General features: G+C 61.9%; 32 protein-coding genes. 25 read left to right on the top strand and 7 right to left on the bottom strand.

All coding sequences use genetic code 11. The annotated features are described in order from the left end of the window. Positions 1–81 precede the first annotated feature (81 nt). The 20 genes from IE075_RS06350 (at position 82) to IE075_RS06255 (ending at position 14517) form a co-directional block, all read left to right on the top strand. Positions 82–528 (top strand): DUF6678 family protein, encoded by a 447-nt coding sequence (locus IE075_RS06350; RefSeq protein WP_189454354.1) that lies wholly within the window; start codon positions 82–84, stop codon positions 526–528. Between the two features lie 338 nt (positions 529–866). After that, positions 867–1175: a hypothetical protein gene (locus IE075_RS06345; RefSeq protein ID WP_189454352.1), complete on the top strand. Its 309-nt coding sequence runs from the start codon at positions 867–869 to the stop codon at positions 1173–1175. Positions 1176–1217: 42 nt separating this feature from the next. Then, on the top strand, positions 1218–1634 hold the full coding sequence (locus IE075_RS06340) for a hypothetical protein (RefSeq protein ID WP_229792341.1): 417 nt from the start codon (positions 1218–1220) through the stop codon (positions 1632–1634). 615 nt (positions 1635–2249) lie between these two features. Continuing rightward, a complete protein-coding gene (locus IE075_RS06335; protein WP_229792340.1) occupies positions 2250–2498 on the top strand; it encodes a hypothetical protein in 249 nt (82 codons plus the stop codon). A gap of 783 nt (positions 2499–3281) precedes the next feature. Continuing rightward, entirely contained in the window at positions 3282–3776 is a 495-nt protein-coding gene (locus IE075_RS06330) for a hypothetical protein (protein WP_189454345.1), read from the top strand. A 456-nt stretch (positions 3777–4232) separates the two neighbouring features. After that, entirely contained in the window at positions 4233–4526 is a 294-nt protein-coding gene (locus tag IE075_RS06325; protein ID WP_189454343.1) for a hypothetical protein, read from the top strand. A 124-nt stretch (positions 4527–4650) separates the two neighbouring features. Beyond that, complete coding sequence (locus IE075_RS06320; RefSeq protein ID WP_189454341.1) at positions 4651–5193, top strand: DUF2262 domain-containing protein; 543 nt, start codon at positions 4651–4653, stop codon at positions 5191–5193. A 1297-nt stretch (positions 5194–6490) separates the two neighbouring features. Further along, positions 6491–6721 (top strand): hypothetical protein, encoded by a 231-nt coding sequence (locus IE075_RS06315; RefSeq protein WP_189454339.1) that lies wholly within the window; start codon positions 6491–6493, stop codon positions 6719–6721. Between the two features lie 90 nt (positions 6722–6811). Further along, positions 6812–7147, top strand: coding sequence for a hypothetical protein (locus IE075_RS06310; RefSeq protein ID WP_189454337.1), 336 nt, complete (start codon positions 6812–6814; stop codon positions 7145–7147). A gap of 578 nt (positions 7148–7725) precedes the next feature. Continuing rightward, a complete protein-coding gene (locus IE075_RS06305) occupies positions 7726–8094 on the top strand; it encodes a hypothetical protein (protein WP_189454335.1) in 369 nt (122 codons plus the stop codon). Positions 8095–8585: 491 nt separating this feature from the next. Next, positions 8586–8966: a hypothetical protein gene (locus IE075_RS06300; protein ID WP_189454334.1), complete on the top strand. Its 381-nt coding sequence runs from the start codon at positions 8586–8588 to the stop codon at positions 8964–8966. Positions 8967–9024: 58 nt separating this feature from the next. Further along, on the top strand, positions 9025–9234 hold the full coding sequence (locus IE075_RS06295; RefSeq protein ID WP_189454332.1) for a hypothetical protein: 210 nt from the start codon (positions 9025–9027) through the stop codon (positions 9232–9234). A gap of 121 nt (positions 9235–9355) precedes the next feature. Next, positions 9356–9709 carry a hypothetical protein gene (locus IE075_RS06290; RefSeq protein WP_189454330.1) on the top strand — a complete coding sequence of 118 codons (354 nt, stop codon included), beginning with the start codon at positions 9356–9358 and terminating at the stop codon, positions 9707–9709. A 66-nt stretch (positions 9710–9775) separates the two neighbouring features. Next, a complete protein-coding gene (locus IE075_RS15970) occupies positions 9776–10189 on the top strand; it encodes an SMI1/KNR4 family protein (RefSeq protein WP_189454328.1) in 414 nt (137 codons plus the stop codon). A gap of 123 nt (positions 10190–10312) precedes the next feature. Further along, positions 10313–11005: a hypothetical protein gene (locus tag IE075_RS06280; protein WP_189454326.1), complete on the top strand. Its 693-nt coding sequence runs from the start codon at positions 10313–10315 to the stop codon at positions 11003–11005. 20 nt (positions 11006–11025) lie between these two features. After that, complete coding sequence (locus tag IE075_RS06275) at positions 11026–11532, top strand: GNAT family N-acetyltransferase (protein WP_189454324.1); 507 nt, start codon at positions 11026–11028, stop codon at positions 11530–11532. A 143-nt stretch (positions 11533–11675) separates the two neighbouring features. Beyond that, a complete protein-coding gene (locus IE075_RS06270) occupies positions 11676–12548 on the top strand; it encodes a S41 family peptidase (RefSeq protein WP_189454323.1) in 873 nt (290 codons plus the stop codon). 64 nt (positions 12549–12612) lie between these two features. Further along, complete coding sequence (locus IE075_RS06265) at positions 12613–13101, top strand: DUF4262 domain-containing protein (protein ID WP_268244912.1); 489 nt, start codon at positions 12613–12615, stop codon at positions 13099–13101. A gap of 629 nt (positions 13102–13730) precedes the next feature. Next, positions 13731–14168 carry a hypothetical protein gene (locus tag IE075_RS06260; protein WP_189454319.1) on the top strand — a complete coding sequence of 146 codons (438 nt, stop codon included), beginning with the start codon at positions 13731–13733 and terminating at the stop codon, positions 14166–14168. A gap of 58 nt (positions 14169–14226) precedes the next feature. Next, the gene (locus IE075_RS06255) at positions 14227–14517 is read left to right on the top strand and encodes a hypothetical protein (RefSeq protein WP_189454317.1); all 291 of its coding nucleotides are present in this window, start codon (positions 14227–14229) and stop codon (positions 14515–14517) included. Positions 14518–15423: 906 nt separating this feature from the next. On the opposite strand, the gene IE075_RS06250 is transcribed toward IE075_RS06255, so the two are convergent. The 7 genes from IE075_RS06250 to IE075_RS06220 all read right to left on the bottom strand — a co-directional run bounded on the left by IE075_RS06250 (position 15424) and on the right by IE075_RS06220 (position 20957). Further along, entirely contained in the window at positions 15424–16080 is a 657-nt protein-coding gene (locus tag IE075_RS06250) for a flavodoxin (RefSeq protein ID WP_189454315.1), read from the bottom strand. Positions 16081–16534: 454 nt separating this feature from the next. After that, a complete protein-coding gene (locus IE075_RS06245; RefSeq protein ID WP_189454313.1) occupies positions 16535–17179 on the bottom strand; it encodes a DUF4145 domain-containing protein in 645 nt (214 codons plus the stop codon). 135 nt (positions 17180–17314) lie between these two features. Beyond that, positions 17315–18133, bottom strand: coding sequence for an abortive infection family protein (locus IE075_RS06240; protein ID WP_189454311.1), 819 nt, complete (start codon positions 18131–18133; stop codon positions 17315–17317). Between the two features lie 30 nt (positions 18134–18163). Next, positions 18164–18646 (bottom strand): hypothetical protein, encoded by a 483-nt coding sequence (locus IE075_RS06235; RefSeq protein WP_189454309.1) that lies wholly within the window; start codon positions 18644–18646, stop codon positions 18164–18166. 13 nt (positions 18647–18659) lie between these two features. Then, on the bottom strand, positions 18660–19766 hold the full coding sequence (locus IE075_RS06230) for a HigA family addiction module antitoxin (protein WP_189454307.1): 1107 nt from the start codon (positions 19764–19766) through the stop codon (positions 18660–18662). A gap of 17 nt (positions 19767–19783) precedes the next feature. Then, positions 19784–20080 carry a type II toxin-antitoxin system RelE/ParE family toxin gene (locus IE075_RS06225; protein WP_189454305.1) on the bottom strand — a complete coding sequence of 99 codons (297 nt, stop codon included), beginning with the start codon at positions 20078–20080 and terminating at the stop codon, positions 19784–19786. 109 nt (positions 20081–20189) lie between these two features. Next, positions 20190–20957, bottom strand: a complete 768-nt coding sequence (locus IE075_RS06220) for a hypothetical protein (protein ID WP_189454303.1) — start codon at positions 20955–20957, stop codon at positions 20190–20192. Between the two features lie 113 nt (positions 20958–21070). Here IE075_RS06220 and IE075_RS06215 point away from each other — a divergent pair, with 113 nt between their 5' ends. The 5 genes from IE075_RS06215 (at position 21071) to rfbA (ending at position 26798) form a co-directional block, all read left to right on the top strand. Continuing rightward, on the top strand, positions 21071–21439 hold the full coding sequence (locus IE075_RS06215; protein WP_189454301.1) for a helix-turn-helix domain-containing protein: 369 nt from the start codon (positions 21071–21073) through the stop codon (positions 21437–21439). Between the two features lie 80 nt (positions 21440–21519). After that, complete coding sequence (locus IE075_RS06210) at positions 21520–22239, top strand: SseB family protein (RefSeq protein ID WP_189454299.1); 720 nt, start codon at positions 21520–21522, stop codon at positions 22237–22239. Positions 22240–23397: 1158 nt separating this feature from the next. Continuing rightward, positions 23398–24201 (top strand): dienelactone hydrolase family protein, encoded by an 804-nt coding sequence (locus IE075_RS06205; RefSeq protein WP_189454297.1) that lies wholly within the window; start codon positions 23398–23400, stop codon positions 24199–24201. A 574-nt stretch (positions 24202–24775) separates the two neighbouring features. Continuing rightward, positions 24776–25831 (top strand): dTDP-glucose 4,6-dehydratase, encoded by a 1056-nt coding sequence (gene rfbB / locus IE075_RS06200; protein WP_189454294.1) that lies wholly within the window; start codon positions 24776–24778, stop codon positions 25829–25831. A gap of 88 nt (positions 25832–25919) precedes the next feature. Further along, positions 25920–26798, top strand: a complete 879-nt coding sequence (rfbA, locus tag IE075_RS06195; RefSeq protein WP_425489342.1) for a glucose-1-phosphate thymidylyltransferase RfbA — start codon at positions 25920–25922, stop codon at positions 26796–26798. The last annotated feature ends 11 nt before the right edge of the window (positions 26799–26809 follow it).

Here is a 26809-nt window from a genome sequence, read left to right as displayed (position 1 = left end):
CTAATGCAGTTGTTGCCTAACAATTCGTCCAAGCCGACGCCGCTTCGCGGCGCGGCTTAACTCAGGTGTTAGGCGGCAGACATGACTGACGTGTGGACCGACAGAGCAGGTAAGACCTACTACCCGTCCTTGATGCAAGAGGAGCGCGAAGTAAGAGCCGTGCTCAAGCGGGAATTCTCGGCATCGCTGCTCAACAACACCAAGTGGCGTGAGCTACTGCAGCCCCTTGAGGCCTGGGGCGTTACGTATGACATCAAATTCGTGGATGTCGGAGCGCCGGTCCGAGGAAGTCTTTCGCACCGAACTGACCGGTTCTACGACAGCCGATGGGGGCCCGTTCCCATTCTTTCAGTTGAGTGGATCCAGCTGCACGACCCGGAGCCGAAGGTGCAGCACCTCGTCGAGGCGCTTAAGCTGCCCTATGTCGCCACCGGCGGAGCTTGGAGAGTCGTAGCGCACCTGCGTAACGGCGACCCTATGCCGCCTAACAATTCGTCCAAGCCGACGCCGCTTCGCGGCGCGGCTTAACTCAGGTGTTAGGCCGCGCCAAACGTTGCTTTGATTTCAGTTGGCTCTTCGGCTGCAACAACAGCGCCTGTCGTTCTCAGTCGCGGCTGGCTGAGGGTGCTGCGAGAGAGCAAGGCGGCTCGGGTCCGGCAACCGTGTGGGTCTGTCGCCTCCGGCCGCATCAACCGGTACTCTTCCGCAAAGGCCTGCAACCGCTTGGTTGGTCGCTGCCTAACAATTCGTCCAAGCCGAACCCGCTTCGTGGCTTCGTTGAAAGGTCCGGGCGCTCAGAACACTGGCCTTCGGCATCGTCCGGCAGCGGGTCGGCTTAACTCAGGTGTTAGGCCACAGAGGCAGCTATGTCGCAGTTGTTGGTCCGGGCTCTAGGTATCGCCGGAGCTAGCTGGCTACTGCTGGCCGGCAACTCGCCGCTTTCCAGCCACCTGACGGGCATGCCACTCATCACCAATGTCGCGTCGGCCGTCAATCTGCCCTCTACCCTCTTTGCGCTGTCCGGCTTCCCGGGTAGCGCGGCCCCATCAAATGCAGCGGTCGCCTTGGTCGCCACAGCCCAATGGCTGGCCTATGGCTTGGCGGCTGCTTGGCTATGGCGCAAGCTGTGGCCTAACAATTCGTCCAAGCCGACGCCGCTTCGCGGCGCGGCTTAACTCAGGTGTTAGGCGCTAAGAGCCCGTGTCCGTGCCAGCCAAGTGCTCGCCCCTTTACAAGAGAGTGAACGCGTGATGCAGCAAGAAGCAGAACTGGTACTCGAGGCCGTTACCGAGTTCATGCGCTATATCCGCCTGTACGTTCGAGACTGGGAGGAGGCCTACCTCAGGTTCACTGTGTCAGAGGAAAGCTCGGGAATAGCAGTAACTTACCTCGCGGGCCACGAAGCGCATTTTGTTGACTCTGACGACGAACATGAGATCGAGGTCATGTCACTGCTTAGCAACTGCCTCGCAGAGCTTCAGAGAAAGTTGGGGTTTAAGGTCGCGTTGCTGATCGTAAGACCTTCGAACGATTTCAAGGTACTGTATGAGCATCGCGATTCGTCGAGGTGGGAAATCACCAAACTGGATGGACGCTCTGGCATTCCGGAAGGGTATTTACGCAGGTCTTGGTAGTTAATGAGGGCGCATGCCGCACGTCCACATGAACAGCGGCCCCTCTGGGCAGCACCGTAGCGCCTAACAATTCGTCCAAGCCGACGCCGCTTCGCGGCGCGGCTTAACTCAGGTGTTAGGCCCCTCATTGCCGCATCACAATCTGCATGGAGTAGCGGAAATGCGTTGGACATTTGTAGTGGCAGTTTTCGGTATCGCTTCGTGCTCTTGCTCCCGAGACGGAACCACGGCGGGGACTGATGCCGAGCAACCGCCCTCCTACACTGCAGAGGCGACCGCTGCGATGGTCACGCTCAACAACGCATGTCCAAACTTAAACGCAGCGCCCGCACTTCAGAAGGCCGGAATAGGCGGCTCTCCGACGGCCGGCATGGAGATCACCTATGTTGTTCAGTCGCTGACTGAGCAAGCGACCTTGCTCAAGTTGAAGCAAGGCGATAACTGTGTCTTTACAGTTGGGCCCGGGCCAGCGGGCCAGGTGGTGGCGTCGCCAGCGCGCTGCATGTCGTTTTGCAAGTGAACGGGGCGGGGCCTAACAATTCGTCCAAGCCGACGCCGCTTCGCGGCGCGGCTTAACTCAGGTGTTAGGCGTCACAGTCACTGCAGGAGGTCGTGATGCTAGGAGATAAGGGCTATTGGTTCCCGGCTAAGACTTACGGCTGGGGCTGGGGCTTCCCTGTTGCGTGGCAGGGCTGGGTCGTCCTCGCCGCATATGTTGTCGGCATTGTCGCGCTGTCGGCCCGAGTGCCACCGGATGCCGAGCCAGTTCGCTACGCGGCGTACTTCACCTTGCTCACGCTGGCCGTGCTGGCGGTGTGCTGGCTAAAGGGCGAGCCTCCACGCTGGCGTTGGGGCGGCAGGTGACGCCTAACAGTTCGTCCAAGCCGACACCGCTTCGCGGCGCGGCTTAACTCAGGTGTTAGGCGGCACGTGTGGCGAGTGTGTTCAGAGGTGAGAGCGGGCGTCTGCCAGTCGGCGTCCCATGTCGTTACTCGCACGATCGGGCAGCTCGGCCCCGCGCAGCCTTCCGCGCAACGCGTCGGCCACATCCGGCTCGGACGTAGTGGCAACGGGAACATCTCTGGCGTTCTTGCTGTTCTGTCCGGAGCAACCGTGAGGTAGTGTTCGCCCACAGGTGGTCGCTCGCATCCATGCCCGCTACCGCCTAACAGTTCGTCCAAGCCGAACCCGCTTCGTGGCTTCGTTGAAAGGTCCGGTTGCTCACGCTTCCAGCCTTCTGAAACGTCCGGCAGCGGGTCGGCTTAACTCAGGTGTTAGGCGGCACGGGTGGCGAGTGTGTTCAATGGTGAAAGCCAGTATCTGATCGTCGGCGCCCCAGCTGCTCTTCCGCTTAATTGAGCTCTGCGTCCCGGCTGCTCTTTCGCGCAACGCATCGGCCACAACCGGCTCGAGTGCGAGTTCGGCTGGAACTCTTCTCCCCTTCGTGCAGTGTCGTCCGGAGCACTCGTGCGGTAGTGTTCGCCCGGTGGTGGCAGCCGGCGTCCGCGCCCGCTGCCGCCTAACAGTTCGTCCAAGCCGACACCGCTCCGTGGCTTCGTTATAAGTCCGCTCGCTTGACCATCCGGTCCTCGGTCACAGCCGGCAGCGGTGCGGCTTAACTCAGGTGTTAGGCCTCAGAGGCAACATATGAAGCGCCCGCGTTCCATCATCCTGCTGATTCTTTGGTTCTTCTGGGCTGCCGGCAGGGACCTCGACTCGCTCGCCCGCTATTCGACGACCTCTGACTATTACATCTTGTCCGCGGCAGGGCTCACTTGGCTCTTTTTCGCCATGGCCGGGGCAGTCATGCTGCTGAATGCTGCAGGGGCTTACTACTTGTTGCGCCCGGCGTCTGTCGGCTACCCGGTTCTACTCAGCGCGCTAGGTGCCGGCGCAGCACAGAATGTCGTCACTGTCGCATTGGCAATGAGGGATCTCCCCGGCGTCCGGAATGCGTACGAGGTCGGTAGAGAGCTTCGAGGCTTGCCGGTACGGCAAGAGGCGCTGGACCTCATTTTCACTCCTAACGCGATGTGGACCTCCCTTGCAATTAGCTTGGTCGTATACGCTCTAATCGGCTGGCTGGTGTACCGCAATCGCCGGCTGTTCATCGGCACGGTGGGTTATGCAGCTGAGGCCTAACAATTCGTCCAAGCCGACGCCGCTTCGCGGCGCGGCTTAACTCAGGTGTTAGGCGGCACAGCAAAATGCGAGGCAAGCGAGTATTTGAAGCGTGGCAAGACCCAGAAGGCGACGTAACGTTCGCCAGCGCTTCTGCTATTGCCGAGCAGCGATCCAAGAAGCTGTTGGCGGCGTCTGCGGCTCTGCTCTACACCGTCGAGGCCAACACTTGGGAAGAGGCCATGGCTGTCCATCATCTGCGGATGGGGTACGAGCCGTATCGGCCACACGGGGAACCGGCACCATGTCCAGACTGTCATGCTCTGGTTTACATTGCTGGCAGTGGTGAGTGCTGGCGGTGCAGGCGATAGCCGGTGCCGCCTAACAATTCGTCCAAGCCGACGCCGCTTCGCGGCGCGGCTTAACTCAGGTGTTAGGCGCCCGGGTGCAAAGTCTTCGCGGCCGAGAGAGGATGAGATGGTCTTTGCAGAGCTCCATTACGAACAGCACTATTCTGTGGAGCATGAGGGAATCGCATCCGTGCTCAGCAGGAGCTTTCCCAATGTACGTTCCGGGCTGCAGGGCGACTCGTGGATCTGGATCACCGAGCACGAGCATAAGGTTGCTGTGGACACATTCACGGCGATGAAGCATCAGGTAAAAAGCGAATCTCCTTGCACTCTGGTCAATCGAGTTCTTGCGGCGCTGTCCCGGCAGTACAAGATGAAGGTATTTACTCCACCGGAACCGGAAGCTCACGAGGCCTCCTAGGCCGGGCCGCGGGGTGCAGTGTGGTCAAGCAGGCGTAGCTGGCCGTCCGTGGCCGGTACGCCTAACAATTCGTCCAAGCCGACGCCGCTTCGCGGCGCGGCTTAACTCAGGTGTTAGGGCGCACATGAGGCTACTCCGCAGCGTTTACAGCCGGTTCCGCCGCACGCCCAACCAGCGTGTCACGGAGATCCTTACCGTCGTTATCGAACACCCAGTGCTCGGGAACCTCACCCCATGCAGAGAATTGCCTGGCAGCTTATGCGGCCAGCTCAGGTACGGAGAGGATCTTATAGACCTCACTGTCTCTCCGGATAACAAGGGCATTGAGTGCGCGCTTGTGTTGGCTACCTCACTTGCGCAATCGTTGGAGCACCTCGACTTCACATGTAGGCGCCTCGTAGCCGACACATCCCTAGAGGGCTACAACTCTGATTGGCGGTTCGGGCTCGTGGCACAGGGCGACGGAACATTCGAACGGGTCGAAGAGCCCCCGCTCACACGTGAGGATTTCTGTCGGAACCTGAAGCTCAGTAGTATCGTGGCGTCAGGCGAAGCGATGCTTCTGTTCTATTACGGCGATAGCGACATGTTTGGCGGCCATAGCGTGGAGGTCACCTCCTTTGACGGCACAGCATTCCAAGACACAGATGTTTCGCTAGTCGGCTAAAAATCGATGGGGTTCGCACCGGTGCGCCCTAACAATTCGTCCAAGCCGACGCCGCTTCGCGGCGCGGCTTAACTCAGGTGTTAGGCCGCGCCAAACGCAACATTGATCTGAGCTCGCTCTTCGGCTGCATCGGTGGCGCTGGTAGCTCCGCGCCTCGGCTGGCTGAGGGTGCTCCGAGAGCATCAGGCGGCTCGGGTCCGGCAACCGTCTGAGCCTGTCGCCTCCGGACCCATCAGCCGGTACTCTTCCGCCAAAGGCCTGCAGCCACATGGTTGGTCGCTGCCTAACAATTCGTCCAAGCCGACACCGCTTCGCGGCGCGGCTTAACTCAGGTGTTAGAGCGCATGAGGCAGGTCGCCTGGATGCTTGGAGTAGTAGTGCTCGCATCCTGCGCGCCGGTGACCGAGGAGAATGTCGCGCGGGCGGAGGTGGACCTCCTGAGCACCGTGTTCAATGGCTGTCCCAAACCTGAGGGCCGGCCACTCCGCGTCACGGTCCCAGAGCTCATCGCGAGACGAGTTGATCTGCACGGCGCTCTGGTGAGTCTTACTGGGCACTACCATTCCGGATTCGAGCACGGCGCCATATATGCCGACCCCCGGCCAGAGCCAGACGAGCACACTTTCAACGAAGGCATCTGGATACTGCGAGCGCCACCTGAGCTTCCCGGTGAGGAAGTCGAGGTTACGGGCTACTTCACGGCTAAAAATTAAAGGCCATCTCAGCCAGTGGCCGGGCTCACTCTGCGTGACATCAGGCGAGGTACTGGCGGATCATGCGCTCTAACAATTCGTCCAAGCCGACGCCGCTTCGCGGCGCGGCTTAACTCAGGTGTTAGCGCTCATATGAATTTCGTCGGTCCCGTAATTACATACCTCTTCATCTCGGCCGCTTGCGGGATGGTCGCAATGGGTCATGAGGCTCGCTGGAAGGTCACGACCGAGACAACGGCTAGCCCAGTTGCTTGTACTAGATGGACTTACCGCTATCTGCTGTTCTCATTCTGGTACGGCTTAACCCTGCTGGGGGTGGCGCCTGTAACCACTTGGCGGCTCCTTGAACTGCCGCAGTTCGCCTGGGCGAGTGGACCCGAAGACAGCTGGGTACTGCTGGCGCTCAACCTGCCGCTTGCTTTGTCTATCTACTGGCTGCACCGGGTCTTCATTCGGTGGTGTGACCCAGTGAAGCTTCGGGCTCGGCGAGATGCGGCGCGCCACCTCGCGCGAGCTGAGCGCTAACAATTCGTCCAAGCCGACGCCGCTTCGCGGCGCGGCTTAACTCAGGTGTTAGGCCCCAAATGGCGATCCTCAGCAGATTGAAGGCGGCGATAGCGGATATGCGCGTAGTGCAGTGCTGCTTCTGTGGCGAGGCGGTGGTGGGCGAGCCGCCGCTCGAAATCCACCTGGCATTGCCCGAGGGCGCCTCGCAGTCCATGTTCGCGCACGGGGAGTGCTTTCGCTCGTGCCTGCATCCCTCTGTACCCTTTCTCACGCCCGCAGAACACCTTGAAGCAGATGGCGGCTCGTAGCCGGGTGCGTGGGGCAGTACAGTTGGGGCCTAACAATTCGTCCAAGCCGACGCCGCTTCGCGGCGCGGCTTAACTCAGGTGTTAGGCGCCATGACAGGTAACTACCTCGACCAGGTTCCAAAAAAGGTGCATGTACTGTGGGCTCGGCTGCTTTCTGTAGTTGGAGGCCTGCTGAGCGGCGCGGTCTTGGTGAACCTGCTGATGGCAGTGGTAAGTCAATCCGGTACGCCGATTCAGCCCCTCGCTGTCACTATCTGGGGGCTGTTCTTTCTCGGCTGCGCATGGGTTTTCGCCAAGTCTTTCTTCGCCACGCCGCGCCGCCCGTCTCCGCTAGCCGTTAAGGTCTTCTCTGTAGTGGCTTCAGTCGTCTCGCTGCTCTTCGGAGCGCTTGCTCTCTTCGCGTTGGTGAGCAAAGCTGGCGCCTAACAATTCGTCCAAGCCGAAACCGCTTCGCGGTTCGGCTTAACTCAGGTGTTAGGCCCCTATGGCAGCAGCTTCGCACCCGGCAGCTCCACGCCTCCTATCCGCGGCCTTATTGGCGTTCGTCCTTTTCGCGCTTGCGGGCTGCCAGCTGCGGCCAGCGATCCTGTCAGCTAGTTCCCACCGGGTTGGCACCGAGGAAGTTGTTCAAGTATCTCTGCGCCCGTCGGACGCGGAGAGCATCAAAACTAGGCAGCTGTACTTTTCGGTAGTTGTTGGAGACTGCCAGGACCCGTCGGAAGGTTTCCCCGCGGAGGCTTATGTGTCCGGCAAACGAGCGTCCGAGTTCGACTTCTCAACAGAAGGCAAACAGGTCGTAGTGGTTGGCCGGGTGCCCGCGAAGGTCTTCGATGCTTACTCCAGCCCTTGCGTCTTCCTTCAAGGCGGCGGCTATCTTACCGGATCCATCAAGTCGGCCCCGGCGCCCGTCGTCAAGAGCGGCGGTGCGGGGCCTAACAGTTCGTCCAAGCCGACACCGCTTCGCGGCGCGGCTTAACTCAGGTGTTAGAGGGCAGAGGTAGATCATGGACTGGTCGTTTGTCCTGTTCGCGATTGGAGAGGGCGCGCCAGGGCTGCTCGTAATTGCGGCCACGCTTCCCGTGCTGGCCTTGGCGGCCGAGCCTAATCGCAAGCTTCTCGCTTCTTCTGCCGGTCTCGTGGGCCTCGCCACCTTTGCCCTAGCTAGCCTTCTGGCTGGCGCCCAACCCGGACAGTCACCGGCGCTCGCTCAAGCCGTCCCGTTAGTCGGCTCAGCGGCCGCGCTCGTCCTTTTTGTTCCGTCTGTACTAGCACTCAAGTGGCGCTGGCTGGGCGTGGTACATCTGTTCACCCTTCTTGCGCTCGGCTACTTGTTCTTTATCGGCAGCTTGGTCTTGAGCGGTGATGCCACGTAAGCTGCCCTCTAACAATTCGTCCAAGCCGACGCCGCTTCGCGGCGCGGCTTAACTCAGGTGTTAGGCCGCATGGGCAAGTTCCAAGCACTCGTCGTCGCGTCAGCCTTAGCTGCTTCGGGCTGCGATGTCGCCGGATGCGAGAACGAAATCTCCGCGCGGGCACCGTCCCCATCGGGCGGCCGAGATGCAGTCGTCATTAATCGCGGCTGCGGAGCCACGACCGGCTTCAACACGCAGCTGGCCATCGTTGACGCGGGTCACGTGCCAGAGGGCGCCGGTAATGTGCTCGTCTTGGACGGGACCGTGCCACTCAGGCTCACGTGGCGCGGGGATAGGTCCCTGCACGTGGAGGGCGCAGGGGGTTCTCGCGTCTTTAAGCGCGAGGCTAGCGCGGACGGTGTGTCTATCTCGTATGGCCGGTAAGCTGCGGCCTAACAATTCGTCCAAGCCGACGCCGCTTCGCGGCGCGGCTTAACTCAGGTGTTAGGTGCGTGGAAGAAGAACTGCGGCAGCTTGTGGCTCAGTGCATCAAGGCGAGCGGGCACAACCCTCTCAGCCAAGGTGCCTTGGAGTCGTTCTGCGCGGCGCACGGCCTGACTCGTGTCGGCCTCTTTCGTGAGTACTCGCGCCATGTGGCGCAGGAGTTCTCCGAAGGAGCGCTCGCATTCTGGGACGGGAACCGCGCCATGAACCAGCTTGGTGGCGCGGCGCTTGAGGAACTCGAAGGGTTCGCGCTAGACGTCTTTCACGCCTTCGACCATGGCGAGTACTTAGAGGCCGGCGATCCGGCCGGCACGGTTCCTTGGCAGCGCTACACTCTTCCAGAGGTCATGGCAGCACTTGCCCGTGAGGGGCTGCAGCCACGCACCTAACAATTCGTCCAAGCCGACGCCGCTTCGCGGCGCGGCTTAACTCAGGTGTTAGGCGGCGATGGCGAGATCGACGTTACCGAAACTGATCACGGCCGCGGGCGTCATTCTGCTGCTCTTGTCGCTCGTGCTCTTCACCAACGGCTATTTCTGCACATTCAACAAGGCTTCCTGCGGCATGGTTGAGCCGCTTATCGGCTTGCCTGTTGCCCTGGCTGGGTTCGTGTTGCTCGTTGTGGGGCTGCTGGGCCTTCGGCGCAACGGGCGATAGACCTCGCCATGGGCCTTCGAGATCTTGCCCTCCCGCTGCTCCGTGGCGCACAGTTGCCGCCTAACAATTCGTCCAAGCCGACGCCGCTTCGCGGCGCGGCTTAACTCAGGTGTTAGGGCTCATGGTGCTGGATTCGTTGCTATCGCAGATCCAAGACATCCTTTCGGCGCCACGCTGGGCTTACCCTGATTCGCCGGGGAGCGCCAACGTGCCGAGGCTTACAACTCGGCTCACGCCAGAGCAGTTTCAGTCGCTGCGTGCCGTTCCGGAAGGTGCCTTCCTGCTGGACCTGCTAGACCTCTTTGAGGAGGCCCTCAATGATGATTGGCTTCCGTTCGAGTTGGCCGGCCTTCCGCTGCCTAAAGCGCGGGAGTTCCTAAGCAACTTGGCGGGCTACATGCGCGAACACCAGCAGCTTGCCCCGGTCGAGCAAGCACGCGCCATGCATAGGGCGCTTGCGGAGCTGGTAGCCTGAGCCCTAACAATTCGTCCAAGCCGACGCCGCTTCGCGGCGCGGCTTAACTCAGGTGTTAGAGCCCACATGGAATACCCGCCGCCGTCCGAGCTCGAGATCGCTGAAGTGGAGCGGGCTGTGGGGCATACGCTGCCTGAGGCTCTCGTCTCGTTGTACGTCGCGCAAGGCAACGGCGGGTTTGGGCCGGATGAAGGACTGTTGGGGCTGTCAACTGGTCACGTCACAGACCTAGGAGATTCGGCGCTGGGCCTTTGTCAGACCCTGTCGAGTCCAGACCCAGAGGATCCGGGTTGGAGTTGGCCATCCGACCTGCTGCCGATCCTGCACATAGGCTGCGCCATCTACTATTGCGTGCACCTAGCCGCGCCAGGTAATCCGGTTGTCCAGTTCGACCCGAACGGGTTCGGCCCGGGCGACGATTGGCGCGGCGCGTTTACGGTAGTGAGCCCATCGCTTGAGGGTTGGCTGGGTGGGCTCTAACAATTCGTCCAAGCCGACGCCGCTTCGCGGCGCGGCTTAACTCAGGTGTTAGCCGGCCGTGGGAGCTCGTAGGAGTATGGATACGTGATCGGGGCGGAAGCGGCTTCGGGCGGTTTAGCAGGAATGGCGCTGTTCAACGCGCTTGCCCTGGTTCTGTTGGTTGCGTTCGTATCCGGGGTTTTGCTCATCAGCAAGCGCCGCAAGGCGGGCTGGCCGCTAGCTGGAGCCGCAGCTGCGATGCTCTTTGCGTTAGGAGCAACGGTATACGGCGCCCTCCGCGTGCCGGAGCGAACAATAACCGTGGAACTCGGTGCCTCGTGGGTCGGAGAAAAGGCCCGCTGTGCGGAGGCGGCACTAGAGAGCATGTGCTTCCCCGCGCATGGCCGTTACACGGCCCGCATTTTGCTGCCGGATGGACAAACACGCTTAGTCGAAGGTGAGCAACTTTTCGTTCGCCTCGGCCCGAACGGGCGCGTCAAAGCGGTCCAGTTGGCACTTTCACCCCATCCGACGGTACAAGGTCTCGACGGCCTTTTGGCGCAAGAACAGCGCCGGGGCCGAGCCACTCACCGCGGATGCGGTCAGGCCGGAGGCGCGTCTACCATGACCGCCTATCGCAAGTGGTTGACCGAGCCGAAGGTGGGTGACTGCAACCTCGAGATTAAGCAGGGCAGCTACTCCGTTGGTCTCCATCTGCAGAAGTCCGGGAGCGAGGCCGGCCGAGTATTCACCTGGTACACGGTCTACCTAGCGGATCAGCAAGACGGCCCGGCCAACAATTCGTCCAAGCCGAAACCGCTTCGCGGGTCGGCTTAACTCAGGTGTTAGGCGGCCTAATGCTGCATTCGCAAATCCTCTACCGAGAAGCACTGGAGTCCGACTGTCCAGAACTGGTCGGGGTGCACTACGCGGCCGTCCAGGCGCTTGCTTCAGGCCACTACTCCGCCGACGTGCTCGCAGCGTGGTCGCCCGAGCCGGATGAAGCACGGTACCGTTGGCTGGCCGGCGTGATCGGACAGGAGGGCGTGCTCTGCACCGTCGCTGAGGCGGGCGGCCAGCCCGTGGGGTTCTGCATTGCAGCACCGGAGCAGGCCTTGCTCAGAGCCCTCTACGTGCATCCGGCGGCCGCCGGCTCCGGTGTGGGACGAGGCCTCCTGCAACATGCTGAGCAGGGATGTCGGGCACGCGGGGTTGCATCGCTGTGGCTCAACGCCTCCTACAATGCCGAGGCCTTCTACGTGCGGTGCGGGTATGAGCCTGCTGGGCCCGTCACCTACCCATTGTCAGAGCAGGTATCAATGTGCGCCGCCCGCATGGTCAAGCACCTCGCGCCGGCCGCCTAACAATTCGTCCAAGCCGACACCGCTTCGCGGTGCGGCTTAACTCAGGTGTTAGGGCTCACATGGAGGCACGGATGCGGCTTGTACCTTTCTATTTGGCTCTGCTCGCATTGCCCGTACTAGGTCCCGCGCAGGAAGATTCGAGCTTGGACCTGACGTTGAAGCTGGCGCGTGAGCGCGCCTACCGCGCAGCACACGTTGAGTGGCAGTCCGTCGAAGAGGAGGCGAGATCACTCGCCTCGAATCAAGGCGAAGGCGCGGCAATCCGTTTCGTTCTGAAGTCGCTGGGCGACGGGCACTCCTTCTACCGCCCGCCACGAAAAGCAGTCATGGCGCCCGCTGACGCCAATTCCGCGCCCCGACCGCCGACACGGGTCCTGTCTCAAGTCGAAGCACCTATTGAAGGCGTGCCCGTCATACGCATCAATGGCTGGTCGGGCACCCATCAGGAAGCCATGGCCGCAACCGAGGCACTTAGGTCGCAGTTGGTAAGCACGCTTTCAGAGCCTCGCTGCGGTGTAGTTCTGGATTTCTCAGGCAACAGCGGCGGTAACATGTGGCCCATGCTTGTCGGCTTAAGCCCGCTCCTTTCGGAGGGGGTACTGGGCCACTTCAAGAATGCGCGCGGCACTGTCACAACCATCGAGAAGAAGACCGGCGGAATCTTTATCGGTGGCTCGGGCCATGTGCTTAACGGCGGAACGGCACAGCAGCCTGAGCACCCTGTCCCGTTGATTGCAGTAGCGGTAGGGCCGCGAAGTTCCAGTTCCGGCGAGATCGTTCCCATCATGTTCCATGGCCAAGAAAACGTGCGCCTATTCGGCCAGCGGACCTCGGGCAAATCCACGGCGAACTCGACGTTCCCATTGCCCAATGGCGGCGCAGCGAACATCACCACCGCGGTTACGCTGGACAGGCACGGGCGGGTGTTCGACGCACACATTGAACCAGAAGCCTCGACTGCGCGGCCTTTAGAAGACGCCGCACGGTGGATCTCAGGTGAGTGTCGTCGCGGGTGAGCCCTAACAATTCGTCCAAGCCGACGCCGCTTCGCGGCACGGCTTAACTCAGGTGTTAGACGTCATGCCAGGGCTCCGCTTGCCGCCAGAGAATGACTACGAGCGGTCGGTCGTCCACAATGTCGAGACCTTTGGGTGGCACTGCACTAGCGTGCTTCCGACCGACACCGCCCCGGGGAAGCCACCGTTCTCGTATACGGTCGGCCTGCACGAAAGCTACGGTGGGCCCGCACTGATCATGTTCGGCCTCAACAGCACTACCGCGCACTCGATTCTCGGCTTGTGCGCAAACCGCCTCGCAGACGGCAACCCGTTGAGCCTTTCGAAGCCAAGTCACGACCTCATAGAAGGCTATCCCTGCATTTTCGTTGAGGTGCCACGGCACCTCTACAACGACTATGTGTACTCGTTACTCTGGTTTTATGCCGAGCAGGAGTTTCCTCTGTATCAAGTGGTGTGGCCAGACGCGAACGGCTGCTTCCCTTGGCACGCGGCGGCGTCAGCCAGCTTGAAAGCGCTGCAGCCCGTGCTAGGCAACTACAATGACGTCTAACAATTCGTCCAAGCCGAAACCGCTTCGCGGTTCGGCTTAACTCAGGTGTTAGGCATGCTCATGCGCTTCTTCGCCGCCGCCACATTAGTAATGCTCGCGAGCTGTAACCAAGAGGCTGGGCCTTCACTCGAGCGCGGATGGGCACCACCTGGTGCATGCGTCTTTGTCGGGAACAGGGCGGACAGTCATTCGTGCGCCACCACGGGCACTCAATTGCTCGCTAATCCCATGGTTTACGACGGGCGTCGCATCTCGGTGCGCGGATGGGGAGTCGTCGGCCGGGATCACTCAGATCGGCCCGTAGTGTGGCTCTACCTCACCCAAGATGCTGTTGAAACGACCGCCACACATTCCGTCGTCGTGCTTAAGGGCCAAGCCGTCGGAGCGATTGCTGCCTATTTAGAACGGCAAAATCAGTCGATGGAGCCGCGGCTACTTGGCGTAACAGGGGATTTCGAGGTCTTCAAACCGGACGCCTCAGGCAGCCGAAAACGAAACTCAGTGGAATGCTGCCGCTTCGGTATGCTCCGCAACGTCACCATGTGGGGGCCGTAGCAAGCATGCCTAACAATTCGTCTAAGCCGACGCCGCTTCGCGGCGCGGCTTAACGCAGGTGTTAGGCCGCACACATGCAACGTCGCGATCTTGAGCTGTTTTCTGGCTACAACCAGTTCTATGTCCAGGACGAGCCGGCAAGCGGTGACTTGTCAGAGGCATGGACAGATGAGGCGGTGGAAAGGCTTCTCGCTCTCGCCCCGGGCACGGTCGGTGTCGGCACCGTCAGCGATGGTAATGTCCCCGTGGCGGTCGAGGTGCTAGAGGCCGCGCCGGCCGAGTCATTGGAGCCCTACGATCAGGTTAATGAGTGTTCGCTGGAGATCGCGCAAGGGCCATTGGTCGTCGCGGGCTGCACGGACTACTTCCCAGAGGCTGCACGCATCCCCGTAGCGCCCGGTGTCTACCGCGTCCGAGTCAGTTATTGTTTGTCTGGTGACGAACGCTACCTCGTTCAGCTCTGGCAGGCCCCGCAAATCGAGCCCGTCGTGGTCAAGGCGCGTGCGGCCTAACAATTCGTCCAAGCCGACGCCGCTTCGCGGCGCGGCTTAACTCAGGTGTTAGGCCACAGTGGAAGTCACGTTCGCAGGTCCGGTTTTCTTCTCCGAAATAGACGAGGCAATGTTCTTTGCCTGGCTGGAGCGGGTGCCGGGGTTCGTCTCTGTCCAAGGCCATGGCTGCTCTCTCACGGTCACGCTCACGAATGACCGGGCCGGTGCCATCGCCGAGCTACTGGTCCTTCTGCGCCGCTGGCAGGTTGATCCTGCGCCTCTTCGCCCACTGCGCGGCGAGGACCCGTATCTCTCAAGCCTCTGGGAGCACCCGATACATGAAGTGGCAGCCGGCACCGAAGAGCCGTAGCCTGTGGCCTAACAATTCGTCCAAGCCGACGCCGCTTCGCGGCGCGGCTTAACTCAGGTGTTAAGCCCTACATGACAGTTCGAACGCTTGCGTGGCTAAACGGACTCGGTCTTCTCGCCTTCGTAATGGTGGCGGTCAAGGGCTCCCGCATACCCGTCGCCTCCTACGACTTCGTTCTTCGCTACGCTGCATTGGTAGCGGCGGGGCTCGGCTTTATCACTGCTGCCGTACTGATTTCCCGTAGAGCACCCCTCGCGGCTAAGATCCTGTTGGCTACCCCGCCCGTGGTCGTCATAGCGTTCCTACTCGGCCTTCTCGTTGCTGCTTTCATCGCACCGCTGTAGGGCCTAACAGTTCGTCCAAGCCGACGCCGCTTCGCGGCGCGGCTTAACTCAGGTGTTAGGCGGCTATGAACCCGCTCTTCGTCTTGCCGGCATGCGCGCTACTCGGTTACGCCTTTTACTGGGCATGGCTTCCTGTAGGCACTACAGGCTACGGCGGCTTGAGTCGCCCGTACGCGGGACACGCGTCACTGCAGAGCATGAGAATATGGGCCTGGATAAAAGCGCTGTTTATAGTTGTGCCGTGCCTGCTCTCCTGGCCGGACGCGCAGCCAGATTTCCCGCTGCGTCAGGCTGCATGGGGATGCGTAGTCGGTGGATACGTGGCGGGCCACGTTCACTGGCTGGCTATTCCAGCACGTTGGTGGCATACGAGAGCCGCCTAACAATTCGTCCAAGCCGACGCCGCTTCGCGGCGCGGCTTAACTCAGGTGTTGAGCCGGGGGACGATGTCCGCTACGGGTCGGAAGCGGACCTGGCGCAGTCAGCATCGTCATGCTGGTAAGCAATGACGGGACCAGCGACACACCGGCATCGGCGCACGCAGCAAGGTCCAGCACGAGACTCACGACCGCATTCTGGTCAAGCTAGCGCGACTCCAGCTTTCCGAACGTTGATTGGATGCAGCGTCGATGCTCGTCACGAGGGTGTTGTGACCGCGCCCGCCCCCGGGCAGTGCGAGGCCAGGCACCAGTCGGGCACCTACGCATAGCCGACGGAGCGTCGCTTCTGTCCCGGCAAGGCCGCTCATCGCGCTCGTAGAAAACGGCGCAAGGGTTTTGCCGGCGAAGTTCTGACGCCGAAGAAAGGTGTACAGAAAGCGGGGCAGATCGACGGGCCAGATGGGATAGCCCAGGAACACGGTGCCGTAGCCCGCCAAGTTAGGGATAAGGCGCCCGGAAGGGGGAAACTCATTGGCTCGCTGCTGCCGATGGTTTAGGTCCACCGTTTCCTGATACGACCGCGGATAAGGGGTTGCTGGTTCGATTTCGAAGATGTCCGCTCCCACGGCCCGGGCAATCACCAAGGCTGCCTGGCGGGTGTGCCCAGTTCTGGAGTAGTAGGCGACAAGAGTCCTAGGGCTGACCCTTCCAGTGCCTGCCAATACCTCAAGCGGCGAGAGCACTGTCGCCGCGCCGGCTGCCGCCAGAGCAAGGTGCGCCCACTGGCGGAGGTGATGGCGTCGACTCAGGTCGGTCTCAGCGTTCTCTTCGTCGCGCATTCCAGCATCCTCTGCGCCGCCTTCAAGAAGCGCGTCGACGCCGCCAAGGGTGACGTCCGTTTGCTCTCGACTGCGGAGACTGGGACGCGTGGGAATACGCACATGATGATGATGGACAAAAACAATCTGCAGGTCGCGGACCTAATTCTTTCGTGGATCAACCAACAGGTCCGTTAGACGGTTGAAACCGCGGCCAGAGGGCGTTTCCGCTCCAAGCTAGTGCCGCGTATTTAATGTTCGCCATGGGTCGGAAGCAGGCCTCGGACACTGCTCGCCTCCTCGCGGGGTGCCAGCTGTCGGCCGTTAGAGACGGGGGCAGATGTCGCTTCCGGGTCAGGGCTGGCGCTGGTTAGTTGCAGACAAGTGGCTTCGCCGAAGCGGTCAAGTCATCAGGCCGGACGTCGAAGCGCGAACGCCAAATCCAATACGTTGCAGGCGACCCCATCTTCAATGGCTAAGGGCCGCGCCGGCTATTGATCCGCTTTGCGAGCTTTCGCACCTTCTTGTGGTGGTCATTGAAGAGCAACGTCAAGGCGCTTTCAAGGATGTCGAGCGCATCCATTACCTCGGCCTTGGTAAGCGCTCCCGAGTGCACGCCAGCGTTGCCGATCCATTTGACTGCCAAGAGGAGATCACCCGCCTCCGGATGCTGCTTAGCCAACAGTTCGATTCGCCGATGCAGCGTATGACGCTGCCGCTTCCCCTTGGCCACGGCTGACTTCGGAACCCTTAACTGGTCGAGCAGGCGCTCGACAGCCGTTCGGATATGGGCGGATGCCGCAGCGGCGTCGCCCCAAGCACTCGCGAACGCAAGATGTAGCTCGCTACATACGTCCTCGGAGCACTTTTTCGGAACCCCGATCAGCAGCGGTGAGGGATCGAAGTGCTCAGGGGTGTAGAACTCTTCGTAATCAAAGCTGCGACCGATCGGCTGAAGCCCGCCAGTACCTTTTAGAGTCGCCACTTCCATACAGCTCAGGTTGTCGCACTGCGCCATGGCTACGAACCGCAGCCTTTGCCAGTCAGGGTCCCACGCTGGGTGGTCCTGCGCCGCTACCGATTCCGCTGTTGCCTTTGCCGACACGGACGACTTATCCAAGCGTAGGTGTCCTGCCCGGCATGAGGGACAGGGCCACGCCGGCGACGCCGCCTTAGTAAAAGATTTCTCAAGGCTGATGCGATCTACAGGCATCGGTTTTGCTACCCCTCTCCGTTCATCGTGGCGCGCGACCAACTAGGAGGCTAGCGTTTCAGCTTGGCGCTTCTTCCAGGACTCTAGAATGTAGAGCGCGAGGGTATGTCCCGCATGTATAGCTAGGCGCGCGTGCCGCGGTTCTAGACGGTAGGGCGTCTTTCCCGCGCCGTGGGCAGAACTAGCATGGGTACGCAAAGATCCGATCCCGTGGACGACTGCTATAAGGCCAGACAAAATCGTTTGCAGGTCTTGGTCTTCGACCTTGCTTGGATCGATACGGAGTTCCTTCCGGACGACTCCCCAGACTGATTGAAGGTCCTGCTTATTCGGCATTGGGAGCCCTTCCTCGGCGATAATGACCTTGCAAACCGATTCCAGGATATTGCTGGCTGCCGACACCGCCTCCCGAGGTGACACCGAAGCGTTCTGAATGGCGCGCTCGAATTCTTGGTCGATTGACTGCACGTCCCCTTCCTGGATGAACTCCGAGAGTGTGCGGGTCGGGGTTCCCATTGCGCCGACGACGCGGCCGCCCTTCAAATACTGAAGATTCGAGGCAGCAAGAGCCGCCAACAGCTTGTCGCGCTCAGCGATCTTGTCCTTGTCCCAGCGATCCGTCGGATCGAGCGCCTCTTCCATGTAGCGCTCTATGATCTGCCCGAGGACCTGTAGCGGGCTTGAAGCTTCGTTGTTTACGCGCCGGAGCCAAGCCATTGCTTTCGCCGGCTTGCTTCCATCAGGCGGGGTACCTGGTGCCCCCGCGTAGGTAAACAGGCTGTCAAGTGTGGCATGCGTTTCCCAATGCGCACTCAGCTCAGCGGTGAGCGCCAGTACGGCTGCAGGTATGAGTTGGCGCATCGGATTTCGCTAGTCGATTTTAGGATCGGCTCACGCCGCCTTGGGTGTGTTCCGCAGCTGCATCTCTTCGACGTCAAGCGTGAAGTCGAGGGGCATCTGGATGGGGTGAGAGGGCTTGCGCTTGTCGTTGTAGACATCGACGTCGGTCTTGAGCTGGACGCAATCGCCAACGATCTGCTGGCGACGCTGCGCAAACGACTTCTGGAAATGGGCATGCGGCACATTAGGGTCGTCGATATCGCCCCACAGTGCGATCGTACGGGTGCCGCGCTTTTCAGTAGTGGCGTGCTTGGCCCGATAACGACGTCCTTGACGGTCGACTCGATATTCCTCACGAAACACCTGTGCGATATCCGTGGCGATTGCATCGATGACAGTACGTGGATTGGGCTTATACAGACCGCGCTGAAAGGCCCATTCGGCAATGGCATGCGGGTCGAGCAGCGCGTCCGGGCCAGCCTCGGTGCTGTAGCGGGTGACGAAGTCACGGACGGCATTGGAGTAAGCAGTCATTTGAATTTCTCCTTCAGACGCTTAAGACACCCCAGCCGTCCGTACGGGCGGTGGAGGTGACGACGTGGCGGATCTTCGCTTGGTGTTTTCTAAGGAAGTCGTAGCGACCCAAGCGACGCTGAAGCTGACCGACGACCAGACCTGGATGGATGTTGAGCCGCTGCGCGAAGCCTAGAACCCGCTCCTCCGCGAAGAACGGGCCCACGCGAGCCACGAACCCCTCGAATTCGTGGACAGGAATGGAGAAGGAGGCGCCGGCCTGATTCGCCGTTGCCTCTTCGACGTCCACGTGATCGCAAGCGCCATCGAGCTCCACGTCCAATATGAAGTCCCGATCGCGGCCATGGCCCTGCAGCACATGCTCGAGTTCGTGACGCAGCACGAACCAGAAGTTGTCGATCCGATCCAACCGCAGCGACATCACGACCACCGGCTTGTCAGACCCCAGCCAGAAGCAGGCTCCATCGATCTTGGTCCCGGGAATGGGCTCAACAACGACATATCGAACGCCAGCATCCGCCAGGATCGCAGGCACATGGCGGGCTTCTTCAGGGGCCGAAAGCAGGGCCGACAGCTTCGGCAGTGCTGCCTCGAGCCGGGCGTGCGTAAACTTACCGACCACCATCTCCGAGGCGATCTGCCTCGCCCGGATCAGCCACGCCAGCTGCAGCGGCGTCGCCTCCTGCTGCACGACCGTTCGTTTCGCTGCATGCGCTAGGCGCACTGGTGCGTCCAAGTCCTCCACACCGAAAAACGCGCGTAGGCCCTGTTCTAGTTCGCCCACATGCCGGCTAGCAGCGAGCCAGCCACGCTTGACCATCTCCCTCACCGGGAACTTCGAGTAGAGCTCAGCGCGGCGGGCCACCTGGCCATCACCCGCGGCGACCTTCGACAGCTGATACTGGCTTTCGAGGTTCATCCACAGCTCCGCGCCGGTACCCAGCGCATCACCGAGCTGGACCGCCGTCTCGGGCGTGATGCCCTTCTTCCCCGCGATCAGCTCATTGATGAGGCGCACCGGGCGCCCCATGATTTCCGCGAGCTCGGTCTGCGACCACCCTCGGGCTTCGAGCTCCTCCTTGAGGAACTCGCCGGGTGCGAATGTCTGTGCGATTCCCATCTCTCTTACCCCGCCGCTCAGTGGTAATCCACGATCGACACGACTACTACCGACGTCCCATCCGGGTTCTGCACCAGACGCACGATCAGTCGCCACTGGTCATTCAGCCGCATCGAATGCTGCCCTTCGCGATCGCCCTTGAGCTTCTCGAAGTGCAGGGACTTCAGGGCGTAGAACGCCCGGATATCAACCGCGGCACGGATCAACTGCATGCGCCTGCGAAAAAGGGTGACCAGGGGCTGCGCCAGCCCTGCGGTAAATCCCGCCTCGGCTTCCAGGCGCTGCAAGTCCGGGTCTTCAAATTCGACCTGCATAGCCTACCGGCAGTCCCGTGAATGCACAATGAGGCTATTACACTAAGTGTAATAGTGGGGCTATGCAAGTGTGACCTTGGGAGGGAGGGAGCGCTCCGGTTAGCCAGTCCTATGCTTCGCGATTGGCAGGGCTCACCCGAACCAGCAGCCCGTCGACGGAGGGCGCCAGCATCCAGAAGCTTGGACCCATAACGGTCAGGCTCTCGACGAACAGCCGGCTGGCCGCACTTTCGGGCCTCGGATTGAAGGGCACGAAGTTACATCGGTCCCAGTCGCCGCTCGCGAGTCGACTCGCTCGCCGCCTGAGCTCGGCGAACGTGTCCTCCCGGAGCTTCGGCACCTCCGTCGAGCGGTGCCGCTGGGCCTGTGCAGCCGCGAACCGGGTGGCGGCCCAGCAGCAGTAGCGCCACTGGGCAATCGGCAGGACGACCTTGCTCTCGCGGATGGCGAACGTCAGGTCCTGCGCCCATGCCGGCTCGAGGTTGTATTTGGCCAGTTGGCTCTCAAAGAAGCGCTCGGCCTCGGTGACTACCAGTTCTTCCCAGATGCGCAGCCGAAGCGCCAGGCCGTAGTCGTCGCGCGGTACGTCCTGGAGGTAGTCAGTGAGCGCAGGCAGCAGGCCATCGCGGATGTAGGCGTCCCACGCGTAGCGCCACTGGATCTGCTCGATGGGCGTGTCCTCGGCTCGCGGCTCCATCTCCCAGCGTGCATCCGGCCAGGGTGCATCGATGACCCCGATCTCGCGAAGCATGTGCATCGCGGCGAGCGTCGAGCGGCGGGTGGGCATCACCGGAATCCGGCGCTCGTGCGCCATGAGCAGCGCCGCCATGGAGAAGCAGCCCCGCACACCGAGATCATCGAAGGTGGGGGGTGCCATGGCGGACATCGATACAGTGCTGTTCTGCTGGCCTCAATAGTAAGGATATCTTACTATCAATGAGCCCTGTTCTTGGTCACCCTATTTGGCGGTATCGATAGGAGCGGTCTTCCGTGGCAGGGCCGGGGCAGCCTTCACTGTTTGCGCGGCGCTTGCGTCAGGCACGCGAGCGGGCGGCGTTATCCCAATACGAGCTCGGTCTTCGTGCCGGGTTGGATGCGAGCGTGGCCGGCCCCCGGATCAACCAATACGAGAACGGCGTACACGAGCCTCGGCAGCAGACTGCCCAGCAGATCGCGGACGCGCTCGGCATTCCGCCCGCCTTCTTCTATACCGGCGACGACGACCTCGCGCGCTTGCTGCTGGCCTGGCCGGGCCTGAGCAAGGAGAAGCGCCGTAAGGTCGCCGACCTGGTCGATGGCAAGTCCAAAGCAGTGACCCCGGCGGCGCCCGCGAAGAAGCGCGTACGTCGCAAGCCCTAGGAACGAGCGTCCGAGACGGGTCGCTCGACGTGGACCAGCTGCGTTAGCATCACAGTAAGGATTCCTTATGTGGCGCCCACATGACCGCAGCCCTCGACGCCCTTATGCAGCGGGCGATCAGTAACCCCGCCGACGAGCCGGAGTTCCTCCGGGCGCTCCTAGACGCGCAGCTGTTCGTTCATCGTCCCCAAGGTGACGATGATGACCGCCTGCGTATCGTGCAATTTGATCGCCCAGACGGCCTGCAGGTCATTCCCGTATTTACCGACATCCACAAGGCTTATGCGGCAACGTCTGCGACGGTCGAGATCGTCGGTCTGAAGGGGCGCGTTCTGTTCGAGGCGACACGCGGTGCTACGTTCATGCTCAATCCGAACGATACGAGCTGCACCCTGTATCCCGAGGAGATTGCGGACCTCCTCAGCGGGCGCCCTGTCTCACGCGCGCCGATCGCCGACCACATTGAAGGCGTGGGTGTCGAGCCCGCGGAGGAAAACGATCTGTGGATCGCTCGGCTCGTCGTCGGCGCGCTCGAAGCCATCGAACCCGTGACCGTCCTCTACCAACTCAAGGCACATGTACCGAATTCCGCGGGGCCGCCCGCGGCACTGCTCGTGATCGGCGTTCCCGAGCAACATGCCGAGCGAGCCGCCCGTGCGGTCAACGGGCGGTTGGAGGCGAACGCGCACCGGCTTCTTTGTGCGGTCGACCTGACCCATTTCGACCCGTGCGCACCGGTGCCCGACTGGCTCAAGCCTTTCGCGGCGCACCCGGTGTGGCGCCGGGAGCACATCCACTAGGCCCGACGGAAGTACGGGCCAACGGCCCCTCTTTCCCGCACCTCTCATCCTGCGCGGCGCCCGCCGTCGCATCGTCTCTGCTTTAAGGTGAAGCAGGGGGCAGTCATGCAGGAGCCGATCGAGCGAGAGGTACACGACGGTCGGGTCGCCGGGTAGGAAGCTGCCACATGATCAACCGTGAGGCCCTCTGATAGGGATCGTCCGTATTCCTGAAGACATCCTGGCGCACGAGCGGTGGGATCGGAACGCTCCCGGGCAGCCTAGGACCGGCAGGCGCGGCTTTCGCATCCGGGCACGCGTCTTAGGCAGGCGGCCGTCCGTGTGCGCGGTTGCAAGCTCCTTGAGTCTCGGCGCGCAGCCGGATCGCGTCTAGCCGGTGCCCTTGGGTCCGCTGGCTGCGGCGTTCTGACCGAGCTGGATCGAGTTGCAGGCCAGAAGGTTCGCGATCTGCCCCCCTGGGCAGTAATGCCGTAGGCATCTGCGCTGGCATGGTACACACAGGCCGCGGTAACCTTACAAATCCCTGCCGGGCCTCGCGGCAGCGCTTGTGCCGGCCCGTAACTTGACGATGTCCGATCGAAATGGTGGCTCAAATGCTCCAGACCAAAGCTTTGGCGCGCATTGCAACTGACTCACCCACTTTTTTCAGAGCGCGTTTCGACACGCTCCCGTTCTGATCGGGTCGGTCTGCGCCCGGGATGTCAGGATCGAGAGCCCTCCGCAGTGAGGGCTTTCTCGTTTGCACCGGTGCGGTAGCTGCCGTCGCTTCCTGCTGTGCATTGCGGAGCGCGGCGAACGGTGTCACGACGCGCCGCCGGAGCGGCTGCTGGGGCGTACGCACTCCACGATGCGGGACTGCTGTGTCTGTCTCCGTGGCGGATTAGCTGAGCTCGATTTTCGCGCCGTCAGTCGTCCGTCCCACCGCCGCCCGGTGGGACGGGCCAAGTAATGCGCTTCCGGTCGCGCTTGAGTTACGCACCGGATCACGGTCGATTACCAGCGTCAGTTGAATTTCGCGACTTTCAAGGTTGAGGCTTTTGATTGTGTGACCGCGTCCCGATCGGTTGCACCGTCGCCTTGGCTAGCGTGCAGCGCACCGCAGCCCTCGCGGAGGAAATAAACGTGCGTGCATCGATCGCTGCCACAGCCTGCGCTGCCATGTTTACGCTGTTCGGACCTGCGCACGCTGCTGCGCCGGTTGCAACCACCGTCGTCAACGAGCAGGGCATCGAGTTGCGAGCGTGGTATTTCGCGCCCGACACGTCCGCGGGCAGCCATCCTGCCGTGGTCATGCTGCACGGCTGCTCGGGGGTCTTCTCGTACAGCAAGCCGAACGCCACCTACTCCAACCTGCAAAAACTGTTTACGGAATGGGGCCAGCGCCTCAACCGAGCCGGGTATGCCGCGCTGCTTATCGACAGTTACACCGCGCGTGGACATCCGCAGAACCAGTGCGGCAACGGGAGCGAAGGCACCGACGAGGTCGTCGCTCGCGCCCACGATGCAATCGCGGGTTACCGGAAGCTCGCCGCCACCTCCGCGTGGCACATCGATCCCGCGCGAATTGCAGTGATGGGCTGGTCGCAGGGCGGCAGCACCACGGTATCGGTGCTAGACATCAGCACGTGGCCCGCCGTCTTCAAGATGGGCGTCGCGTTCTATCCCGCATGCGGTCTCTACAACGCCTACGGCGGCGTCAGCACGAGCACGTACGCACCGTATTCACCACTGCACACCCTGCTGGGGACGGCTGATCCGTTCTATACGTCCGGATACTGCCAAGTGCGCCAGCAGCGCGCTGTCGAACTCGGATCGCATGAGTTCAAGCCCGTCGAGTCGTACGTCGACGCCGACCACAGCTTCGATTACTGCACGAGCACGTCGGGCAGCTGCTCCACCGCCGACGTGGAAGCCAAGAGCGTCGCCGATTCGCGCGTCATGCATCTGCTGCGCGACCTCTGATTGTCCTGCGCGCGATGCCGCCGGGCGTAACGCTGGAGGCATCGTGCGCCAAACCTAGGTGCTGCTTTTTCTGGGCGGGCATGAGCCACGTATAGATCGACGCTGAGCGGGTGAGCGCCATTCACCGGGGTTTCCATCGTCGAGTGAATCACCGGAAAAGAAACCTGGTTCCCCGGGCTCTGAAGCAGGGCACTCACGAGCCTGCGTCGGATTGTCTTGTCACTCGCTTGCTGCCTGGCCATCTTGGCGAGCCATCTTCGGGCAGCTAGAAATCGAAGGGGCACCGTCTGCTTTTAGCGCCGCAGAGCTCAGCGGCAGGACGTAGCTTCCTGCGGGCTGGCACGCCATTAGGCGTAGCTAGGCAGCGATGAAGGGGGCGGCGATAACAGATGCATTCGATGAAGCGGATACAATCCCCGCCTCGGCCCACAGATTCCTCCGCCGATCAAGGCGAAGGGCGACGGGTGCCGTCATGTCCTGCCTGAGTTCTCGCGGTCACAGGGTCGGGGTGGCTCGATCCGGACGCAGGCGCGAGCTGGCGTGGACAGAATCTTATGATTAGAGGAGCAATCGAGTGCCCACTTGGCTCGTCACCGGCGGCGCCGGCTTCATCGGCGGCAATTTCGCGCTGGACGCGGTCCAGCGCGGCGTGCGCGTCATCAATCTCGACGCGCTGACCTACGCCGGTAACCGCGACACGCTAGCCTCGATCGAGCACGACCCGAACCACGTCTTCGTCCATGGCGACATCGGCGATGGCCCTCTCGTCGAGTCGCTTTTGCGTGAGCATCGGCCCGACGCGGTAATCAACTTCGCGGCCGAGAGCCACGTCGACCGCTCGATCGACGGCCCGGCTGCGTTCGTGCAGACGAACGTGGTCGGCACGCTCACGCTGCTGGAAACGGCCCGAGACTACTGGCGCTCGCTCGAGAGTGCGGCGCGCGGAGCGTTCCGTTTCCTGCATGTGTCGACGGACGAGGTCTACGGCACGCTCGGCGAGACCGGTAAGTTCACGGAAGAGACTCCGTACGCGCCGAACTCCCCGTACTCGGCGTCTAAAGCCGCGTCCGACCATCTCGTGCGCGCGTTTCACCACACGTATGGCCTGCCGGTGGTGACGACGAACTGCTCGAACAATTATGGCCCGTACCAGTTCCCTGAAAAGCTCATCCCGCTTGTGATTGCCAAGGCGCTCGCGGGCGAGCCGCTGCCGGTGTACGGCGACGGCCTCAACGTGCGCGACTGGCTGTACGTGGGCGACCACTGCGCGGCAATCGCGCGGGTGCTCGATTCCGGGCGCGTCGGCGAGACCTACAATGTTGGCGGCGATGCCGAGCGCACGAACCTTGAGGTCGTGAAGGCGATCAGCGCACTGCTCGACGCCCGCCGACCGCTGCCGGACGGCCGCGCGCGCGAGTCGCTGATCACATTCGTTACTGACCGGCCGGGCCACGACCGCCGCTACGCGATCGATGCAAGCAAGTTGCAGCGCGAACTCGGCTGGGCACCGACGGTCACGTTCGAGCAGGGCATCGAGCGCACGGTCGACTGGTACCTCGAGCACCAGCCGTGGGTGCAGCGGGTGCTCGACGGCAGCTATCGGCTCGAACGCATCGGCCAAACGGCCTGATCTTCACAACCCGCCACCGCATCGGGTACCGACGCTCTACCGAACGTCGGCATCCCGCAGCGCAGGCTCCTGCGAGGGAATCGCACCTGTGAAAGGCCTCATCCTCGCCGGTGGCTCCGGCACCCGGCTCTATCCCATCACGCAAGCCATCAGTAAGCAGCTGCTGCCGGTCTACGACAAGCCGATGATCTATTACCCGCTGAGCGTACTCATGCTCGCGGGAATCCGAGAGGTGCTGGTCATCAACACCCCGCACGAGCAGGCGCTGTTCCGCCACCTGCTCGGCGACGGCTCGCAGTGGGGAATGTCGATCCAGTACGCGGTACAACCGAGCCCGGACGGGCTTGCGCAGGCTTACCTGATCGGCGAGCAGTTCGTTGGCGGCGAGCCCAGCTGCCTCATTCTAGGCGACAACATCTTCCATGGCCCGGGCCTGACCGGGATGCTCAAGCGCGCAGCCATGCGCGAGGCGGGCGCAACCGTATTCGGATACTGGGTCAACGACCCGGAGCGCTACGGCGTGGCCGAGTTCGACGAAGCCGGCCGCGTGGTTGATATCGAAGAGAAGCCCGCTGCGCCGCGATCGAATTACGCGGTTACGGGTCTGTATTTCTACGACGGCCGCGCGAGCACGTTTGCGCGGGAGCTTAAGCCGTCGTCGCGCGGCGAACTCGAGATCACTGACCTCAACCGTCGTTACCTCGACGAGGGCACGCTGCATCTTGAGCGGCTGGGTCGTGGCTATGCCTGGCTCGACACCGGCACGCACCAGTCGCTGCTCGAGGCCTCGAACTACATCGAGACGATCGAGGCGCGGCAAGGTTTGCGCGTCTGCTGCCCCGAGGAGATCGCGTGGGCCAACGGGTGGATAGACGATGAACAATTACTCGGCCTCGCTCGTCCGTTAATCAAGAACGGCTATGGTCGTTACCTGCTTGCGCTGCCCGAGCGCGGACAAGTGCCCTGAGGACTGATCAC

It is taken from the genome of Cognatilysobacter bugurensis (genome assembly GCF_014652095.1).
Lineage (GTDB): Bacteria > Pseudomonadota > Gammaproteobacteria > Xanthomonadales > Xanthomonadaceae > Cognatilysobacter > Cognatilysobacter bugurensis.
This window is presented reverse-complemented; position numbering and strand designations above follow the sequence as displayed.

Bases quoted from the DNA above. Each gene is read 5' to 3' on its own strand.
- IE075_RS06350 (WP_189454354.1), top strand. From the start codon at position 82: ATGACTGACGTGTGGACCGACAGAGCAGGTAAGACCTACTACCCGTCC.
- IE075_RS06345 (WP_189454352.1), top strand. From the start codon at position 867: ATGTCGCAGTTGTTGGTCCGGGCTCTAGGTATCGCCGGAGCTAGCTGG.
- IE075_RS06335 (WP_229792340.1), top strand. From the start codon at position 2,250: ATGCTAGGAGATAAGGGCTATTGGTTCCCGGCTAAGACTTACGGCTGG.
- IE075_RS06330 (WP_189454345.1), top strand. From the start codon at position 3,282: ATGAAGCGCCCGCGTTCCATCATCCTGCTGATTCTTTGGTTCTTCTGG.
- IE075_RS06325 (WP_189454343.1), top strand. From the start codon at position 4,233: ATGGTCTTTGCAGAGCTCCATTACGAACAGCACTATTCTGTGGAGCAT.
- IE075_RS06320 (WP_189454341.1), top strand. From the start codon at position 4,651: ATGAGGCTACTCCGCAGCGTTTACAGCCGGTTCCGCCGCACGCCCAAC.
- IE075_RS06315 (WP_189454339.1), top strand. From the start codon at position 6,491: ATGGCGATCCTCAGCAGATTGAAGGCGGCGATAGCGGATATGCGCGTA.
- IE075_RS06310 (WP_189454337.1), top strand. From the start codon at position 6,812: ATGACAGGTAACTACCTCGACCAGGTTCCAAAAAAGGTGCATGTACTG.
- IE075_RS06305 (WP_189454335.1), top strand. From the start codon at position 7,726: ATGGACTGGTCGTTTGTCCTGTTCGCGATTGGAGAGGGCGCGCCAGGG.
- IE075_RS06295 (WP_189454332.1), top strand. From the start codon at position 9,025: ATGGCGAGATCGACGTTACCGAAACTGATCACGGCCGCGGGCGTCATT.
- IE075_RS06290 (WP_189454330.1), top strand. From the start codon at position 9,356: ATGGTGCTGGATTCGTTGCTATCGCAGATCCAAGACATCCTTTCGGCG.
- IE075_RS15970 (WP_189454328.1), top strand. From the start codon at position 9,776: ATGGAATACCCGCCGCCGTCCGAGCTCGAGATCGCTGAAGTGGAGCGG.
- IE075_RS06280 (WP_189454326.1), top strand. From the start codon at position 10,313: ATGGCGCTGTTCAACGCGCTTGCCCTGGTTCTGTTGGTTGCGTTCGTA.
- IE075_RS06275 (WP_189454324.1), top strand. From the start codon at position 11,026: ATGCTGCATTCGCAAATCCTCTACCGAGAAGCACTGGAGTCCGACTGT.
- IE075_RS06265 (WP_268244912.1), top strand. From the start codon at position 12,613: ATGCCAGGGCTCCGCTTGCCGCCAGAGAATGACTACGAGCGGTCGGTC.
- IE075_RS06260 (WP_189454319.1), top strand. From the start codon at position 13,731: ATGCAACGTCGCGATCTTGAGCTGTTTTCTGGCTACAACCAGTTCTAT.
- IE075_RS06250 (WP_189454315.1), bottom strand. From the start codon at position 16,080: ATGCGCGACGAAGAGAACGCTGAGACCGACCTGAGTCGACGCCATCAC.
- IE075_RS06240 (WP_189454311.1), bottom strand. From the start codon at position 18,133: ATGCGCCAACTCATACCTGCAGCCGTACTGGCGCTCACCGCTGAGCTG.
- IE075_RS06235 (WP_189454309.1), bottom strand. From the start codon at position 18,646: ATGACTGCTTACTCCAATGCCGTCCGTGACTTCGTCACCCGCTACAGC.
- IE075_RS06230 (WP_189454307.1), bottom strand. From the start codon at position 19,766: ATGGGAATCGCACAGACATTCGCACCCGGCGAGTTCCTCAAGGAGGAG.
- IE075_RS06225 (WP_189454305.1), bottom strand. From the start codon at position 20,080: ATGCAGGTCGAATTTGAAGACCCGGACTTGCAGCGCCTGGAAGCCGAG.
- IE075_RS06220 (WP_189454303.1), bottom strand. From the start codon at position 20,957: ATGGCACCCCCCACCTTCGATGATCTCGGTGTGCGGGGCTGCTTCTCC.
- IE075_RS06210 (WP_189454299.1), top strand. From the start codon at position 21,520: ATGACCGCAGCCCTCGACGCCCTTATGCAGCGGGCGATCAGTAACCCC.
- IE075_RS06205 (WP_189454297.1), top strand. From the start codon at position 23,398: ATGTTTACGCTGTTCGGACCTGCGCACGCTGCTGCGCCGGTTGCAACC.